The 14,993-nt window shown below is 68.2% G+C and carries 12 protein-coding genes and 4 tRNA genes; 6 read left to right on the top strand and 10 right to left on the bottom strand.

The window, feature by feature from the left end; translation table 11 throughout:
- Positions 1-26: 26 nt before the first annotated feature.
- The 6 genes from QJS31_RS14940 to QJS31_RS14965 form a co-directional block, all read right to left on the bottom strand.
- Positions 27-99, bottom strand: a tRNA-Trp gene (locus QJS31_RS14940).
- Positions 100-304: 205 nt separating this feature from the next.
- Positions 305-1,360 carry a fused (3R)-hydroxyacyl-ACP dehydratase subunits HadA/HadB gene (locus QJS31_RS14945; RefSeq protein ID WP_282776152.1) on the bottom strand — a complete coding sequence of 352 codons (1,056 nt, stop codon included), beginning with the start codon at positions 1,358-1,360 and terminating at the stop codon, positions 305-307.
- Between the two features lie 222 nt (positions 1,361-1,582).
- Entirely contained in the window at positions 1,583-1,753 is a 171-nt protein-coding gene (rpmG, locus tag QJS31_RS14950) for a 50S ribosomal protein L33 (protein ID WP_029925945.1), read from the bottom strand.
- 41 nt (positions 1,754-1,794) lie between these two features.
- A tRNA-Met gene (locus QJS31_RS14955) sits at positions 1,795-1,867 on the bottom strand.
- Positions 1,868-1,946: 79 nt separating this feature from the next.
- Positions 1,947-2,019, bottom strand: a tRNA-Thr gene (locus QJS31_RS14960).
- A gap of 343 nt (positions 2,020-2,362) precedes the next feature.
- Positions 2,363-2,445, bottom strand: a tRNA-Tyr gene (locus QJS31_RS14965).
- Positions 2,446-2,587: 142 nt separating this feature from the next.
- Here QJS31_RS14965 and QJS31_RS14970 point away from each other — a divergent pair.
- Positions 2,588-3,079 (top strand): YajQ family cyclic di-GMP-binding protein, encoded by a 492-nt coding sequence (locus QJS31_RS14970; RefSeq protein WP_039817512.1) that lies wholly within the window; start codon positions 2,588-2,590, stop codon positions 3,077-3,079.
- Positions 3,080-3,303: 224 nt separating this feature from the next.
- Here QJS31_RS14970 and QJS31_RS14975 read toward each other — a convergent pair whose 3' ends face one another.
- From QJS31_RS14975 to QJS31_RS14985, 3 genes are all read right to left on the bottom strand, one after another.
- Entirely contained in the window at positions 3,304-3,735 is a 432-nt protein-coding gene (locus QJS31_RS14975) for a VOC family protein (protein ID WP_282786464.1), read from the bottom strand.
- Positions 3,736-3,818: 83 nt separating this feature from the next.
- Positions 3,819-4,238 carry a helix-turn-helix transcriptional regulator gene (locus QJS31_RS14980; protein WP_306356969.1) on the bottom strand — a complete coding sequence of 140 codons (420 nt, stop codon included), beginning with the start codon at positions 4,236-4,238 and terminating at the stop codon, positions 3,819-3,821.
- Between the two features lie 6 nt (positions 4,239-4,244).
- Complete coding sequence (locus QJS31_RS14985; RefSeq protein ID WP_372341654.1) at positions 4,245-5,519, bottom strand: geranylgeranyl reductase family protein; 1,275 nt, start codon at positions 5,517-5,519, stop codon at positions 4,245-4,247.
- Positions 5,520-6,032: 513 nt separating this feature from the next.
- Between QJS31_RS14985 and QJS31_RS14990 the strand changes: the two genes are divergently transcribed.
- Positions 6,033-7,055, top strand: a complete 1,023-nt coding sequence (locus QJS31_RS14990) for a polyprenyl synthetase family protein (RefSeq protein WP_282785147.1) — start codon at positions 6,033-6,035, stop codon at positions 7,053-7,055.
- A gap of 103 nt (positions 7,056-7,158) precedes the next feature.
- On the top strand, positions 7,159-8,040 hold the full coding sequence (gene htpX, locus QJS31_RS14995) for a zinc metalloprotease HtpX (RefSeq protein WP_282785148.1): 882 nt from the start codon (positions 7,159-7,161) through the stop codon (positions 8,038-8,040).
- A gap of 167 nt (positions 8,041-8,207) precedes the next feature.
- Here htpX and QJS31_RS15000 read toward each other — a convergent pair whose 3' ends face one another.
- A complete protein-coding gene (locus QJS31_RS15000) occupies positions 8,208-8,711 on the bottom strand; it encodes a DUF2505 domain-containing protein (protein WP_282785149.1) in 504 nt (167 codons plus the stop codon).
- 70 nt (positions 8,712-8,781) lie between these two features.
- On the opposite strand from QJS31_RS15000, the gene QJS31_RS15005 reads away from it, so the two are divergent.
- From QJS31_RS15005 to QJS31_RS15015, 3 genes are all read left to right on the top strand, one after another.
- A complete protein-coding gene (locus QJS31_RS15005; RefSeq protein WP_029925960.1) occupies positions 8,782-9,198 on the top strand; it encodes a DUF3592 domain-containing protein in 417 nt (138 codons plus the stop codon).
- Between the two features lie 9 nt (positions 9,199-9,207).
- On the top strand, positions 9,208-9,921 hold the full coding sequence (locus QJS31_RS15010) for a demethylmenaquinone methyltransferase (protein WP_282785150.1): 714 nt from the start codon (positions 9,208-9,210) through the stop codon (positions 9,919-9,921).
- Between the two features lie 144 nt (positions 9,922-10,065).
- Positions 10,066-14,961: a molybdopterin-dependent oxidoreductase gene (locus QJS31_RS15015; RefSeq protein WP_306356970.1), complete on the top strand. Its 4,896-nt coding sequence runs from the start codon at positions 10,066-10,068 to the stop codon at positions 14,959-14,961.
- Positions 14,962-14,993: the final 32 nt, after the last annotated feature.

Raw genomic sequence — 14,993 nt, forward strand, 5'->3', positions numbered from 1 at the left:
TCCTCTCTCGTCGCTGGCATTCAGGGCAGGGGCGACAGGACTTGAACCTGCAACCTGCGGTTTTGGAGACCGCTGCTCTGCCAATTGAGCTACGCCCCTTCGGCTGAACAGAGTTGTCGGTCGTCCAGCCACCGTTACATATTCATTTTTACCCGAGGATTCAATCCCCGGACAGGCGGGGAACACAACACGCGCGCCGCTCCTCCGAGCAGCGCGCAGCGGCTGGTGACCCCAGATTTCCGAGTGTACGGGAAGCACATCGGGAATCGCCAATCGGGTACGCGGCCTGTGTCGTGTGCCTCGGTCAGGCCAGCTGCACCGTGGCGGTGGCGCGGCCGAAGATCTTGCGGCCCTGGGACTTGGCGACGATGGCGACGACGGCCGTCTTGGTCTCCGGGTCCATGGACTTCACCTTGCCGGTGTACTCGATCTCGGCGGCCCGGTCCACGGGGACGTAGACGGGGCTGGTGAACCGGACGTTGTATTCCTTGACCGCGCCCGGATTACCCAGCCAGGAGGTGACGAAGCCGCCGCCCAGGCCCATGGTGAGCATGCCGTGCGCCACCACGTTCTCCAGGCCGACGAGCTTGCAGACGTCGTCGCTCCAGTGGATCGGGTTGGCGTCGCCGGAGACGCCGGCGTAGTTCACCAGATCGCCGCGGGTGAGCCGGACGATGCGGGTGGGCAGCTCCTGGCCGACGGTGACGTCGTCGAAGCGGATGGCGTGCTTGGCGGGCACATCACCCTGGATCTGCTGGACCGGAACCGGGGTTACGTGCACCTGGTCCTCGGCATCGGCGTCCGCCTGGTGGTCGGGCCGCTCATCCGGGCCGATGCCGTGCATGAGCACATTGCGCACCGCGTCGGAGAGATTGGGATCGATGTCACCGCCGCTGCGGCCGATCAGGGTGGTGTAGGTGGTGAGCACCAGCTCGTCGTTCTGCGCGACCACGTCGTTGCGGGTGACGATGATGTCGCCGCCGAACGCCTGCCGGAACGAGTGCAGGTAGACGATGCAGGACAGCCGGTCACCGGCTTTGATGGGACGGTGGAACTCCAGGATCTGGTCGGTCTGCATGATCTGGCTCAGGTCGTAACCGGTGACGACCTGTTCGAACAGCTTGCGCTGGGCCAGGATTCCGACCAGGGAGATGAAGGTGAGCGGCGCGACCAGACCGTCGTAGCCGTACTCCCGCGCGGCATCCTCGTCCCAGTGCACCGGGTGGTAGTCCTGCACGGCGCGGGCGTATTCGCGCACCTTCTCGCGGCCGACCTCGTAGTAGTCGGCCACGCGGTAGTGGTGGCCCACCATGGCGGCGGCGTGTGCGGCGGGATCGAAAGCTTCACCCGAATCGACCATGTCGGCCTCGATATCCTGTGCGGCCTCGGAATTGAGAGTCACGGCAGAGTTGAGAGTCACGGCAGAGAAGTCCCTATCTGATCCCAACCCGGGATCGGCGGAGCGCTGAACCACCGCTATATACACCAAGTGCCGGACCGGGGCCACTGTCCCTGTGTAGGAGGGACGTAGCGGCTTACCGTTCCGGCACTTCTTCCACGCGGTAGAGCGCGCGGGGTTAAGTTAGCGGGATTCGCGGTGCGCCCGGTGGGTACCGCAGTTCGGGCAGAACTTCTTCAGTTCCAACCGATCCGGGTCGTTCCGGCGGTTCTTCTTGGTGATGTAGTTGCGGTGCTTGCACTGCTCGCAGGCCAAGGTGATCTTTGGCCGGATATCAGTGGACTTCGCGGCCACGATTTGCCTTCTTTCCGGTCAGCCTGATGGGTATCAGTATGTAGCGATGGCCGGACTCGAACCGGCGACACAACGATTATGAGTCGTTTGCTCTACCGCCTGAGCTACACCGCCTTACGCGCGGTATTGGCAGCAGCGACGGCCCGGTCATTCTTCAGGGAGTGCCGAGTCGGTCACCACCGGCAATCCGGCGAGCCCCCTAACGGAATCGAACCGTTGACCTTTTCCTTACCATGGAAACGCTCTGCCGACTGAGCTAAGGGGGCATGTCTACTTGGCTCCGACCCGAGGGGCGGGGCGCTGAAGACTTGAACGAGGTTACACAACATCTCACCACAACTCCAAACCGCCTGGTCAACCGCGATTTGACCGCCATTCGCGGAGCAGCCCCGCCGTCGGTTCGCGGCGTGTCTCGGTTCTGGACTGACCGGAGCGGAGGAGCGAAGCGGGGGAGCGGAGGGAGGGAAGAACCGAGACCTGCAGCGCCGCGAACCCGCCCGGAGCGAAGCGGAGGGCAAATCGAACACAGCACCCGCCCGGGGCGAAGCGGAGGGCAAATAGATACAGCAGAACCCCTTGGGACCGGTTCGGTCCCAAGGGGTTCGAGTGTGGCAGGTGTAGGATTCGAACCTACGTAGGCTCTCGCCGACAGATTTACAGTCTGCTCCCATTGGCCGCTCGGGCAACCTGCCTGGGTACGCCTTGCAGCGCGGTGACGAGAATACATCGAACCCCCGCCCGGAATGCAAACCGGCTGGAAAACGCGGTGTCCGACGGACTACGGTCGGCGTTCGAACCCCCCACAAACTTCCGATCTCGGACAGGAGCACAAGCGTGGCCGATTCATCGTTCGATGTCGTCAGCAAGGTCGACCGACAGGAGGTGGACAATGCGCTCAACCAGGCGGCCAAGGAGCTGAACACCCGCTACGACTTCCGCGGGACCGGTGCGGGCATCGAATGGTCCGGCGAGGAGAAGATCGTGATCCAGGCCGAGTCCGAGGATCGCGTGAAGGCGGCGCTGGAGGTGTTCAAGGAGAAGCTGATCCGCCGCGACATCTCGCTCAAGGCGTTCGACGCGGGTGATCCGCAAGCCTCCGGCAAGGTGTACAAGATCACAGGAACCCTGGTGCAGGGCATCTCCCAGGACAACGCGAAGAAGATCTCCAAGAAGATCCGCGACGAGGGGCCCAAGGGCGTGAAGGCGCAGATCCAGGGCGAGGAACTGCGGGTCAGCTCCAAGAGTCGCGACGACCTCCAGGCCGTGATCTCGCTGCTGAAGAACAGCGATTTCGAGGTGGCGCTGCAGTTCGTGAACTACCGCTAGCAGCGCGACATCCGCGTCGGAGCGGAGTCCGAACACCGCGGCCGCAGCGGATGCGCTCGCGGCCCGCGCCGTCGTTCCCTGACCTGACCGCGATGGGGCGCGGCACCCCGGCGGGTGCCGCGCCCCGGTTCTTTCCGCTGCCCGGTTCTGCCTATCGCCCGGTGCTTCCGCTCCCCCGGGATTCGCCCGGTGTGCCTGCTACCCCGGGCTCGCCCGGCGTATGCCTACTGCCCCGGGTCGAACGAGCGCTTCTCCACGATGACCAGCCAGTTGCCGGAATTGTCGCGGATCACCGCCTCCACGCCGTACGGGCGTTCGGCGGGCGGCTGCACGAATTCCACCCCCTTGGCAGTGAGTTCGTCGAAGGTCTTCTGGCAGTCGTCGGTGGCCAGGCCGAGGGCCCCGTGGCTGCCCTTGGCGAGGGCGCGGCGGGTGGCCTCGGCCAGGTCGTCGTCCAGCGGCGGGCCGGGCAGCATCAGGGTGACCTCGAGTTCCGGATGATCCGGGTGGGCGACGGTCACCCAGCGGAATCCGTTGTCGCCCATGGTCACGTCGGCGGTTTCGACGAAGCCCAGCTTGTCGATGTACCACTGTTTGGCGGCGGTCTGGTCCAGGACGTACACGGTGGCGAGCGAGACGTGCGTGATTGTGGTCATGCACTCAGGCTATGGAGTCGGCGGCCCGCGCGGCTTCTCCGAAATTGCTCAGCTCGGGGAAATCGCTCAGCTCGAGCCGGTCGCTAGTCGGGCAGCCGCCGATCCGACAACCCGTGGATGAACACGAAGCAGCCCGGAATGCGCGGCGTGCCCTCGGCCGCGAACTTGGCCTGGTATTCCGAGGGCGACATGCCCACCAGTTCGGTGAACTTGCGGCTGAAAGAGCCCAGCGAGGAGTAGCCCACCAGCATGCACGCCTCGGTCACCGTGACATTGGTGGCGCGCAACAGGTCCTGCGCGCGCTCGATGCGGCGTTCGGCCAGATAGACGGCGGGCGTCTTGCCGTAGGTGGCCGCGAAACTGCGCAGGAAGTGGTACTTGGAGACCCCCGCCGCGGCCGCCAGACCGTCCAAGTCCAGCGGCTCGGCGTAATTCCGGTCCGCCAGATCCCGCGCCCGCCGCAGATGCGGGAGCAGATCCTCGGGAACCGGTCGGGCCGACATGACGGATCAGGAGAAGGGCTGGAGCTCGTCGAAGCGCAGCGAAGCGCGTCCCGCGCTCCGCCACAGCTTGGCGGTCACGTCCACGTCTTCGTCGGTGACCAAATTGCCCATCACTCGAACGGCGGTGCGCTGCAAGAGTTTCGAGCGCATCACCGGCGGGCCACCGAGCGGCACCGTCTTGGGATGGGTGGCGAATCCGGCCAGTCGGCGCGCCACCGAGAAAGTGCGGCCGTAGCGGGCGCGCAACATATCCGGCCACAGCGTGGACAGATCGGGCTCGTCCAGCATCCCGGCGAGCATATGGCCGCCCTCCAAGCCGTAATCGATGCCCTCGCCGTTGAGCGGATTCACACAGCCCGCGGCATCGCCGACCAGCGCCCAATTGCGGCCCGCCACCTGCGAGACCGCACCGCCCATCGGCAGCAGCGCCGACGCGACCGCGCGGGCCTCACCCTCGAAACCCCACTCCTCCCGGCGCAGCGAGACATAGTGCTGCAACAGCGGTTTCAGGGAGATGTGGGAAGGGCGGCGCTCGGTAGCCAGTGAGCCGACGCCGATGTTCACCTCGCCGTTGCCCAGCGGGAACACCCAGCCGTACCCCGGCACCAGGGAGCCCTCGGCGTCGCGCAGTTCCAGATGCGAGGTGATCCACGGGTCGTCGCTGCGGGCGGATGTGATGTAGGCGCGGGCCGCCACGCCGTAGGCGTACTGCCGATGCCAGGTGCGGCCCAGTAGCTTGCCCACCGGCGACCGCACGCCGTCGGCCACGATCAACGTCTTGCAGCTGATCGCGTGCAACCCGCCGTCGGTCTTCACCGTGACGCCGGTGACCCGGTCGCCGTCGCGGGCCACCTCGACCACACGCGCGCCGTCCACCATGCGCGCACCAGACTTCATCGCGGTCTCGCGCAGCTTGTCGTCGAGTTCGGTGCGCGGCACGGCACTGCCGTAACTCGGGAACGACCCCTCCGGCCAGGGCAGCAGCGCCTCCCGCCCGAACCCGGCCATGCGCAGACCGTGGTTCACCGTATGCGCGCGCAGCCACTCCCCCAGCCCCAGATGCTCCAGTTCGGCCGTGGCGCGCGGAGTCAGCCCGTCACCGCAGGTCTTGTCGCGCGGGAACACCGCGGAATCCACTCCCAGCACGTCCCGCCCGGCCCGCGCCGCCCAGGCGGCGGCGGCCGACCCGGCCGGTCCCGCCCCCACCACCAGCACCTCCGCGTGCGCGGGCAATACGTCCGACATCGACCCCTGCCCGGGCGTCGTCTCCGGTGAACCCATGGGACCCATACTGGCACGGGCTGTGTTTGATTTGCCCTCCGCTTCGCTGCGGGCGGGTTCGCGGCGCTGAAAATCCCGGTTCTTCCCTCCCTCCGCTCCCCCGCTGTGTTCGATTGCCTCCGCTTCGCTCCGGCGGGGTTCACGGCGCTGAAAATCCCGGTTCTTCCCTCCCTCCGCTCCCCCGCTTCGCTCCTCCGCTCCACTCAGTCCAGAACCGGGACGCGCCGCGAACCCGGGAGGGGTTTGCTGTGGGCGCGAGACAGGATGGCTGCGCTACGGGTGTGGATCAGGACGGCTCCGCCACAGACGCGAGACGGGAAGCTGCGCTACGGGCGCGAGCCGGAACGCTCGCTACGGACGCGGACCACGTTGGGTTCACTACGGGACGGGGGGTGGAGGCTGCGGGGGCGGTGGGTGTTCTTTCCGTCCCACTACGGTGGTGTTCCATGGGGATATAAGTGGCGACACGCTAGGTTCTTCCCCGTGGGGTCGGACGCGGCACTGGGAGATGAAATGAGCGCATCGGCTGTGAGCGATGAGAGCACCGTGGTTGCGGGGGTGGATCTCGGCGACCCGGAGCTCGCCGCGACCGTGCGGAACGGCCTGGTGGAGGTCGAGGATCTGCTGATCCGGGAGCTGTCCGACGGGGAGGAATTCCTGCAGGAGGCGGCGCTGCACCTGGCACGGGCGGGTGGGAAGCGGTTCCGGCCGCTGTTCACCATCCTGACCGGGCAGTTGGGTCCCAAGCCCGACAGCCCGGACCTGATCACGGCGGGCACCGTGGTCGAGCTGGTGCATCTGGCGACGCTGTACCACGACGACGTGATGGACGAGGCCCCGATGCGCCGCGGCGCGCCGAGCGTGAACTCGCGCTGGAGCAATTCCATCGCGATCCTCTCCGGCGACTACCTGTTCGCGCACGCCTCGCGCCTGGTGTCCACGCTGGGTCCGGACGCGGTGCGCATCATCGCCGAGACCTTCGCCGAACTGGTGACCGGGCAGATGCGGGAGACGCTGGGCGCCAAGGAATCCCAGGATCCGGTGGAGCACTATCTGCGGGTGGTGTGGGAGAAGACCGGCTCGCTCATCGCGGCCTCGGGCCGGTTCGGCGGCACCTTCTCCGGCGCGGACCCCGAGCATGTGGAGCGGCTGGCGCGGCTGGGCGACGCGGTGGGCACCGCCTTCCAGATCTCCGACGACATCATCGACATCTCCTCGGTGTCGGAGCAGTCCGGCAAGACTCCGGGCACCGACCTGCGCGAGGGCGTGCACACCCTGCCGGTGCTGTACGCGCTGCGGGACGAGGGCCCGGAGGGCGATCGGCTGCGCAAGCTGCTGGCCCGCCCGCTGGAGACCGACGCCGAGGTGGACGAGGCGCTGGAGCTGCTGTCGCGCTCGCGCGGCATGCTGCTGGCCAAGGAGAAGTTGCAGGGATACGCCGATATCGCGCACGCCGAACTGTCCGCGCTGCCGTCCGGGCCCGCCAACGAGGCGCTGGAGCGCCTGGTGCGCTACACCATCGAACGCGTGGGCTGAGGCCGACGACCGTGGCCCGGGTCGCATCCGGGAACCCGTTTCACCGTGCTCATCGTTGACCTGGTGTAACGCACACCGGGAGGGGCGCGGCAGAAGGAGACCGATGCACGGGCACAGTTTTTCGAACGGGTTGAAGACTTTCGGGCTCTTGGTCGGCATGTCGGCGCTGATCGTGTTCGCCGGGGCGATGTTCCGCAATCCGACGATCCTGGTCCTGTCGATCCTGCTGGCCGTGGGCATGAACGCCTACGCCTACTTCAACAGCGACAAGCTGGCGCTGCGGGCCATGCACGCGCAGCCGGTGACCGAGCTGGAAGCGCCGGTCATGTACCGCATCGTGCGGGAGCTGGCGACGACGGCGCGCCAGCCCATGCCGCGGCTCTACATCAGCCCCACCAATGCGCCGAACGCCTTCGCGACCGGCCGCAGTCCCCGGCACGCGGCGGTGTGCTGTACCACCGGCATCCTCCAGATCCTGGACGAGCGCGAACTGCGCGCGGTGCTGGGCCACGAACTCTCGCACGTGTACAACCGCGACATCCTGATCTCGTCGGTGGCGGGCGCGCTGGCCTCGGTCATCTCCGGTCTGGCCAACCTGGCGTTCTTCGCGAGCGCCTTCGGCGGCAACCGCAATGGTGAGGGCCCGAACATGATCGGCATCCTGCTGGTTTCGCTGCTGGGCCCGATCGCGGCCACGCTGATCAAGCTGGCGGTCTCCCGCTCCCGCGAGTTCCAGGCCGATCAGGACGGCGCCGAACTCACCGGCGACCCGCTGGCCCTGGCATCGGCGCTGCGCAAGATCGAGCGCGGGGTGCAGGCCGCTCCGCTCCCGCCGGAGCCGCGGCTGGCGGCAGAATCGCACATGATGATCGCGAACCCGTTCCGTGCCGGGGACAAGGTGGCCCGCCTGTTCTCCACCCATCCGCCCATGGCCGAGCGCATCGCCCGCCTGGAGGAACTGGCGGGCGGACCCCGCCGACTGTAGGGCCGCGCACCGCGGGAGCCGGTCGAGCACCGCAAGAACCGGTCGCGCACCATAGGAGGCGTCGGGCACCGCCGCGCGACATCGCCGCTGCGCGCCTGGTTACCACGGCCTCCGTCGCGATCGTGCCCGCCCGTGAACCACGGGCGGGCACGGAATTTCCTTGGCTGCTAGGCGTTCTGGGTGGCGTACCACGCCTCGATGTGCTTGCGTTCGCTGTTCAGCACCTTGTGGAGCAGATTCTCCACCAGCGGTTCGATGGCGCCACCGACGAGCGCCACCTTGACGGCCACGATGCCGTTCACCTCGATCTCGGAGCCCGCGGCGGTGGGCCGCAGCTCGTAGGTGCCCTCCATCTCGGTGGTGATGCCCTTGGACGCGCCCTTGAAGTCGCCCTTGGCGATCTCGCCGTCGAGGGCACCCCAATTGTCGGTGCGTTCGAGCACGAGTTCGCTCTTGAGCACCTTGGTGACGATGCTGGGAATCTTCTCCTCGGGCGCCTTTTCGGTCATATGGATGCGGATGGTGCCGGGCCCCTCGGGGTGCGAGAGATCCAGGGTGGCGGTGGCGGCGTCGGCGAAGCGCGACCGCCACACGTCGTCGGAGGTGAGTGCCCGGTGAAGATCTTCGACCGGAACGCTGTACTGCACGGTGAAGCTGATTTTTCGGGACATGGCCGCACACGCTAGTCGAGCCGTTGAATAAGCTGGTGAAGTGTCGGAAACCAGCCAGTCTGCCAACACGATGCGGCACCGTGCGCTTCGCTTGCGGCGGACCCGGATCGGGGTCCTCATAGCCGCTACCGCTATCAGCGCGCTATCGGTGCTGCTGCTGCTCGCGGCCTGGCGCGACGACTATCTGATCAACTCTGACAAAGGTGTGGCTACCGGTGAGGTGCTGTCGGCGGGCCGCCTGCGTTCGGCCGTCATCTTCGTCACTCCGGACGGTAAGACCCACAATCCGCGGGTGGGGGTGCTCTACCCCACCAAACTGACGGTGGGCGAACGCATCAACGTGGAGTACCGGCGCAGCGATCCGGACCTGGTGCGGGTGGCGGGCCGGGATGTGCGGGTGGCCATCATCCCCACGCTGTCGGTGATCGTGGTGACCTGGGGCGTGGCGCTGCCCACGCTGTGGCTGCTGTCGCGCCGGGAACGCTAGGGTTCGACTGTGGCGAAAACAGAGCGGCGGGAATCGTTTCGGGCCTCGCTGGAGAAGCAGCCGCACGAGGTCGCGTCGATGTTCGACGGGGTCGCGAAGCGGTACGACCTGACCAATACCGTCATCTCCGCGGGACAGGACCGGTATTGGCGCTGGGCGACGCGCAAGGCGCTCGCGCTACGGCCCGGTGAGCGGGTGCTTGATCTCGGTGCCGGGACCGGCGTGTCCACGGTGGAGCTGGCCAAGTCCGGCGCGTGGGTGGTGGCGGCGGACTTCTCGCAGGGCATGCTCGCGGCCGGACGGCATCGCCAGGTGCCGATGGTGGCCGCCGACGCCATGCGCCTGCCCTTCGCCGACGCCTCCTTCGACGCCGTGACCATCGCCTACGCGCTGCGCAATGTGGCCGATCCGGATCTGGCGCTGCGCGAGATGCTGCGCGTCACCAAACCGGGCGGACGACTGGTGGTGGCGGAGTTCTCGACGCCGGTGTTCGGCCCGTTCCGCACCGTCTACATGGAGTATCTGATGAAGGCGCTGCCGCGGGTGGCGCGCGCGGTCTCCAGCAATCCGGACGCCTACGTGTACCTGGCCGAGTCGATCCGAGCCTGGCCGACGCAGTCGCAGCTGGCGCTGCGCATTGCCGACGCCGGCTGGTCGCGGGTCGGGTGGCGCAATCTGACCGGTGGGGTGGTGGCGCTGCACCGCGCCTACAAACTGGGCTGACGTTCCGGGCCGATTTCCCCCTGTGTCCTAAATCACCGCAGGTCAGCGACCTCACTGCGAGTGTTGCGCGCTGTGAGGAGTTTTGTCACCTGCCGATAACGTCGGTTAAATCCGGCGCAATCGGGGATCGGGATGATCGGTCTCATGTCGGATGCAGCCACTCCCCGCACGAGCACCCGCACGGCGTGCTCCTACTGCGGCGTGGGCTGCGGCATCACCGTCGACACCGGGACCGACGAACACGGCGCGACCGTGATCGCCAAGGTGAGCGGTGACAAGCTGCACCCGGTCAACGCCGGACGCCTGTGCACCAAGGGGGCGACCCATCTCGAACTACAGACCACACCGGGCCGGATGGCGACCGCGTACCGGCGGCCCGAGCGCGGGCAGGCACCGGTGGCGGTGCCGGTCGACGCGGCCGTCCAGGAGGCCGCCGACCGACTGCGGGTGATCCTCGACACCCACGGACCCGACGCCATCGCCCTGTACGTGTCCGGGCAGATGTCCATGGAGGCGCAGTACCTGGCCACCAAACTGGCCAAGGGGTACCTGCGGACCGTGCACATCGAAGCCAATTCTCGGCTGTGCATGGCCAGTGCGGCCACCGGCTACAAGCAGTCGCTGGGCGCGGACGGCCCGCCCGGCTCCTACGACGACATCGACCACGCCGACCTGTTCTTCGTCATCGGCGCGAATATGGCCGACTGCCATCCGATCCTGTTCCTGCGCATGGCCGACCGGTTGAAGGCGGGCGCGAAGCTGATCGTGGTGGATCCGCGCCGCACCGATACGGCGGTGCGGGCCGATCTGTTCCTCCAGATCGCGCCCGGCACCGATCTGGCGCTGCTCAACGGCCTGCTGCACCTGCTCGTCGAGAACGGCGACATCGACGCCGACTTCATCGCCGAGCACACCGAGGGCTGGGCGGCCATGCCGGAGTTCCTGGCCGACTACCCGCCCGCGCGGGTCGCCGAGATCACCGGAGTCGACGAGGCGGATCTGCGCACCGCCGCCCGCTGGATCGGCGCGGCGGGCGAATGGATGTCGCTGTGGACCATGGGACTCAACCAGTCCACGCACGGCACCTGGAACACCAACGCCCTCTGCAATCTGCACCTGGCCACCGGGGCCATCGGGCGCACCGGCAGCGGGCCGTTCTCGCTGACCGGGCAGCCGAATGCCATGGGCGGCCGGGAGATGGGCTATATGGGGCCGGGCCTGCCCGGGCAGCGCGCGGTGCTGTCGGCGGACGATCGCGCCTTCGTGGAGACCGTGTGGGGGGTGGAGCCGGGCACCATTCGGGACACCGGCGGCCCCGGCACCATCGAGATGTTCCGCGGCCTGGCCGACGGGGATATCAAGGCGTGCTGGGTCATCTGCAGCAATCCGGTTGCCTCCGTGGCGAATCGGAAGACGGTGATCGCGGGCTTGGAAGCGGCGGAGCTGGTGATCGCGCAGGACGTATACACCGAGACCGCCACCAACGCCTATGCCGACGTGCTGCTGCCCGCCACGCTGTGGGCGGAATCGGATGCGGTGATGGTGAATTCGGAACGCACCATGACGCTGCTGCGGCGCTCGGTCGATCCGGTGGGCGACGCGCGGCCGGACTGGCTGCTCATCGCGCAGGTCGCCACCGCCATGGGGTTCGAGGGATTCGACTACGCGTCGAGCGCCGAGGTGTTCGAGGAGATCACGCGGTTCAGCAATCCGGCCACGGGGTACGACCTGCGCGGCATCAGCTACGAGGCGCTGCGCGAGGGGCCCATGCAGTGGCCGTGTCCCGATCCGGAGCGGCGGCGCAATCCCATTCGCTATCTGAACGACGGTGTCAGCCAGCCGCTGTTCACCGCAGCGGACGGGCACACCCCGCGGCTGGCCTTCGCCACGCCCAGCCGCCGCGCGGTGTTCTGGCCGCGCCCGCATCTGCTGCCCGAGGAGATGCCCGACGAGGACTTCCCGTTCGTGCTCAACACCGGTCGCCTCCAGCACCAGTGGCACACCATGACCAAGACCGGCAAGATCGCGAAACTCACCAAGCTGAACGGGAAGCCGTTCGTGGAGGTGCACCCCGACGACGCCGGGCGGCTGGACGTGCACGACGGGGATCACCTCGAAATCGCTTCCCGCCGTGGCCGGGCGGTGCTGCCGGTCGTGATCAGCGACCGCACCCGGCCGGGCTCCTGTTTCGCGCCGTTCCACTGGAACGACGAACAGGGCGAATACCTGACCATCAATGCCGTCACCAATGACGCGGTGGACCCGGCCTCGCTGCAACCGGAGTTCAAGGCGTGCGCCGTGCGGTTGCGAAAGGTGGCGGTGCTGTCGGAGGGCGCTTCGGGAATGACCGGGGATGCCCGGGAGTCGTCCGCGGGCGCAGCGGGGATGCTCGCAAGCACGGCGGGAGTAGCCGCGGGTGCGGCGGGATCGACCGCAGGCGCGGCTGGAACGACTGCGGGCGCAGCTGGAATGGACGCGGGCGCAGCGGGTCCGCTTGGCGGAGCACCGGCGGCCGCGCCGGTGATGTCCAGCGGACCGCATCCGCTGGCGACCATGCTCGGCCTCGAAGGGGCCACCGCGCCCACCCTCAGCGAGACCGAGCGCGTCTATCTCGGCGGGTATCTGGCCGCGCTGCACTCGCTTCCGGTGACCGGGCAGCCGGTGCTGCCGGAGACCGCGCCCATCTCGCCCGCCGCGCGCATGTGGGTCGACGGGCTGCTGGCCGGAATGTACTCCCGCACCACCGGTATCGGGCTGGACCCGGACCCCGCCGATGCGACCCCGGCGGCTCCGCCGCGCACGGTGACCGTGCTCTGGGCGTCCCAGACCGGCACCGCCGAGGAGTGCGCGGCGGCCGCCGCCACCCGGCTGGCCGAATCCGGTTTCGCGCCACGGCTACTCGATATGGACTCCGCCGACCTGTCCGACCTGACCGGCGACGTGCTCATCATCAGCAGCACCTTCGGCGACGGCGGACCGCCCGACAACGGCGCGGACTTCTGGGAACGGCTGACCGACAGCGCCACCCGCTTCGTCGGCGTCCGCTACGCCGTCTTCGCCCTCGGCGACTCCTCCTACGACGACTTCTGCTGCCACGGCCGCAAACTCGACGAACTGCTCGCGAAACGCGGTGCGGCACGGCTGCTCCCCCGGGTCGACAGCGAACCGGACTACGAGGACCTGGCCGACCAGTGGCTGACGGAGGCACTCGCCGCCCTCACCGAGGCCGACGGGGCGGCGGCTGACGGCGTCCCGACGGGCACCGTCGATCGCGGCCCCGGCGGGAACGGTGGCGCTGCCCTCGAATTCGGTGCTGACGCCGCCGGTTTCGGCACCGGCGCGGCCGGGATCGGCGGTTCTGCATTCAGTGATGACAGCCGTGGTTTCGCTGGCGGCGGTTTAGCCACACGCGAGCGCCGACCAGCCGGAGTCGGTGGTAACGCGGTTGCGGTCAGCGGCGCTTCCGGTGGATATGGCCACGGTTCGGCGGGCAGCGGCCCGGAGGCGAGCAACGGTGGTGGGGTCGGCAACGAGACAGCGGGGATGGACGGCGGCAGGGTCGGAGTCGGTGCGGCCGCGGGATTCGGCCACGGCGGGGCCGCATCCGGCAGGTCGCTGACGGGCGGCGACGCGGTCGCGTTCAATGGCACTCCCGATGATCACGGGAGCGGGTCGGCGAGTGGCGGCGCGGCGGCAATCGGCAGTGCCACGGCCGGTGTTGGCAACGGCGGAACCAGCGTCGGCGTCACCGTCGGCAGCGTCGGCGTCACCGTCGGCAGCGGCGGCGCGACCGTCCGCAGCGGCGGCACCCCGTTGTCGGGCGGGGCTCGGGTCGACGTGGCGGCGGGTGGGGCGGCCGGGGGGCGGTCCGCCACCGCGACGGCAGCGCGTACGCGGCGCACCGCGCCCGCACCCTTCACCAGGAATGCGCCGGTGTCCGCACCGCTGGTGCGCAATGAGCTGCTGTCGCGGCCGGGGTCGGCGAAGGAGGTGCGGCAGTTCGGGTTCGATCTGCGCGGGCTCGAGGCCGGTTACGAGGTGGGGGATTCGCTGGGGGTGCGGCCCGCCAACTGCGACAAGGTGGTGGCCGAATGGCTGGATGCCACCGGGCTGGACGGGCGGCGCGGGATCGACGTCGACGATCGCGAGGTGCCGCTCGCCGAGGCGCTGCGCACCCATTTCGACATCACCAAGGTGTCGCAGGATCTGCTCGGCTTCATCGCCGACCACAATCCGAGCCCGCGGCTGGCGAAACTGCTGCGCCGCGACAACCGCAACGAGCTGGACAGCTACCTGTGGGATCGGCAGGCGGTGGACGTGCTGCGCGACTTCCCGGTGCGGGCCGATCTGGTGGAGTGGCTGGGCACGCTGAAGAAGCTGCAACCGCGCCAGTATTCGATCTCCTCCAGCCCCCTGGTCAGCCCGCACGAGGTGCAGTTGACGGTGGGCGTGGTGCGCTACGGCGACCCGGAGGCCATCGGTTCGGCGTCCCGGCGCGGCGGGGTGTCGTCCACCTTCCTGTCCGATCGCGCGGACGCCCCGGTGCCGATCTTCCTACAGCGCGCCCCGCATTTCCGGCCGCCGTTGGACCCGAACGCCCCCATGATCATGGTCGGTCCCGGCACCGGCATCGCGCCCTTCCGTGGCTTCCTGCAGGAACGTCGCGCCCTCGGCTGCCGTGGCCGCAACTGGCTGTTCTTCGGCGACCAGTACGCCCGGGACAACTTCTACTACCGCACTGAACTCGAGGATATGTTCCGCTCCGGCTTCCTGACTCGGCTGGATCTGGCCTTCTCCCGGGATCAGCGGGAGCGGATCTACGTGCAGCACCGCATGATCGAGCACGGTGCCGAGCTGTGGGCGTGGCTGCGCGAGGGCGGCCACTTCTATGTCTGCGGCGATGCGGCGCGCATGGCCAAGGATGTGGACGAGACCCTGCTGCGGATCGCCCGCATTCACGGCAAGTTGGACGAGGACGGCGCACTGGCCTTCAAGAAGCAGCTCATCGCCGAGAAGCGCTACGTGCGCGACGTGTACTGAGTCACGCGGCGTAACCCCACCTGTTGATCTTG

The organism is Nocardia sp. CC213A (assembly GCF_030766805.1).
Lineage (GTDB): Bacteria > Actinomycetota > Actinomycetes > Mycobacteriales > Mycobacteriaceae > Nocardia > Nocardia otitidiscaviarum.

What these genes read in the sequence shown, in the direction of transcription:
- QJS31_RS14980 (WP_306356969.1), bottom strand. Translation starts at nt 4,238, where the DNA reads ATGTCGGCCCGACCGGTTCCCGAGGATCTGCTCCCGCATCTGCGGCGG.
- QJS31_RS14990 (WP_282785147.1), top strand. Translation starts at nt 6,033, where the DNA reads ATGAGCGCATCGGCTGTGAGCGATGAGAGCACCGTGGTTGCGGGGGTG.
- QJS31_RS15005 (WP_029925960.1), top strand. Translation starts at nt 8,782, where the DNA reads ATGCGGCACCGTGCGCTTCGCTTGCGGCGGACCCGGATCGGGGTCCTC.
- QJS31_RS14945 (WP_282776152.1), bottom strand. Translation starts at nt 1,360, where the DNA reads ATGGTCGATTCGGGTGAAGCTTTCGATCCCGCCGCACACGCCGCCGCC.
- QJS31_RS14985 (WP_372341654.1), bottom strand. Translation starts at nt 5,519, where the DNA reads ATGGGTTCACCGGAGACGACGCCCGGGCAGGGGTCGATGTCGGACGTA.
- QJS31_RS15015 (WP_306356970.1), top strand. Translation starts at nt 10,066, where the DNA reads ATGTCGGATGCAGCCACTCCCCGCACGAGCACCCGCACGGCGTGCTCC.
- htpX (WP_282785148.1), top strand. Translation starts at nt 7,159, where the DNA reads ATGCACGGGCACAGTTTTTCGAACGGGTTGAAGACTTTCGGGCTCTTG.
- QJS31_RS14975 (WP_282786464.1), bottom strand. Translation starts at nt 3,735, where the DNA reads ATGACCACAATCACGCACGTCTCGCTCGCCACCGTGTACGTCCTGGAC.
- QJS31_RS15000 (WP_282785149.1), bottom strand. Translation starts at nt 8,711, where the DNA reads ATGTCCCGAAAAATCAGCTTCACCGTGCAGTACAGCGTTCCGGTCGAA.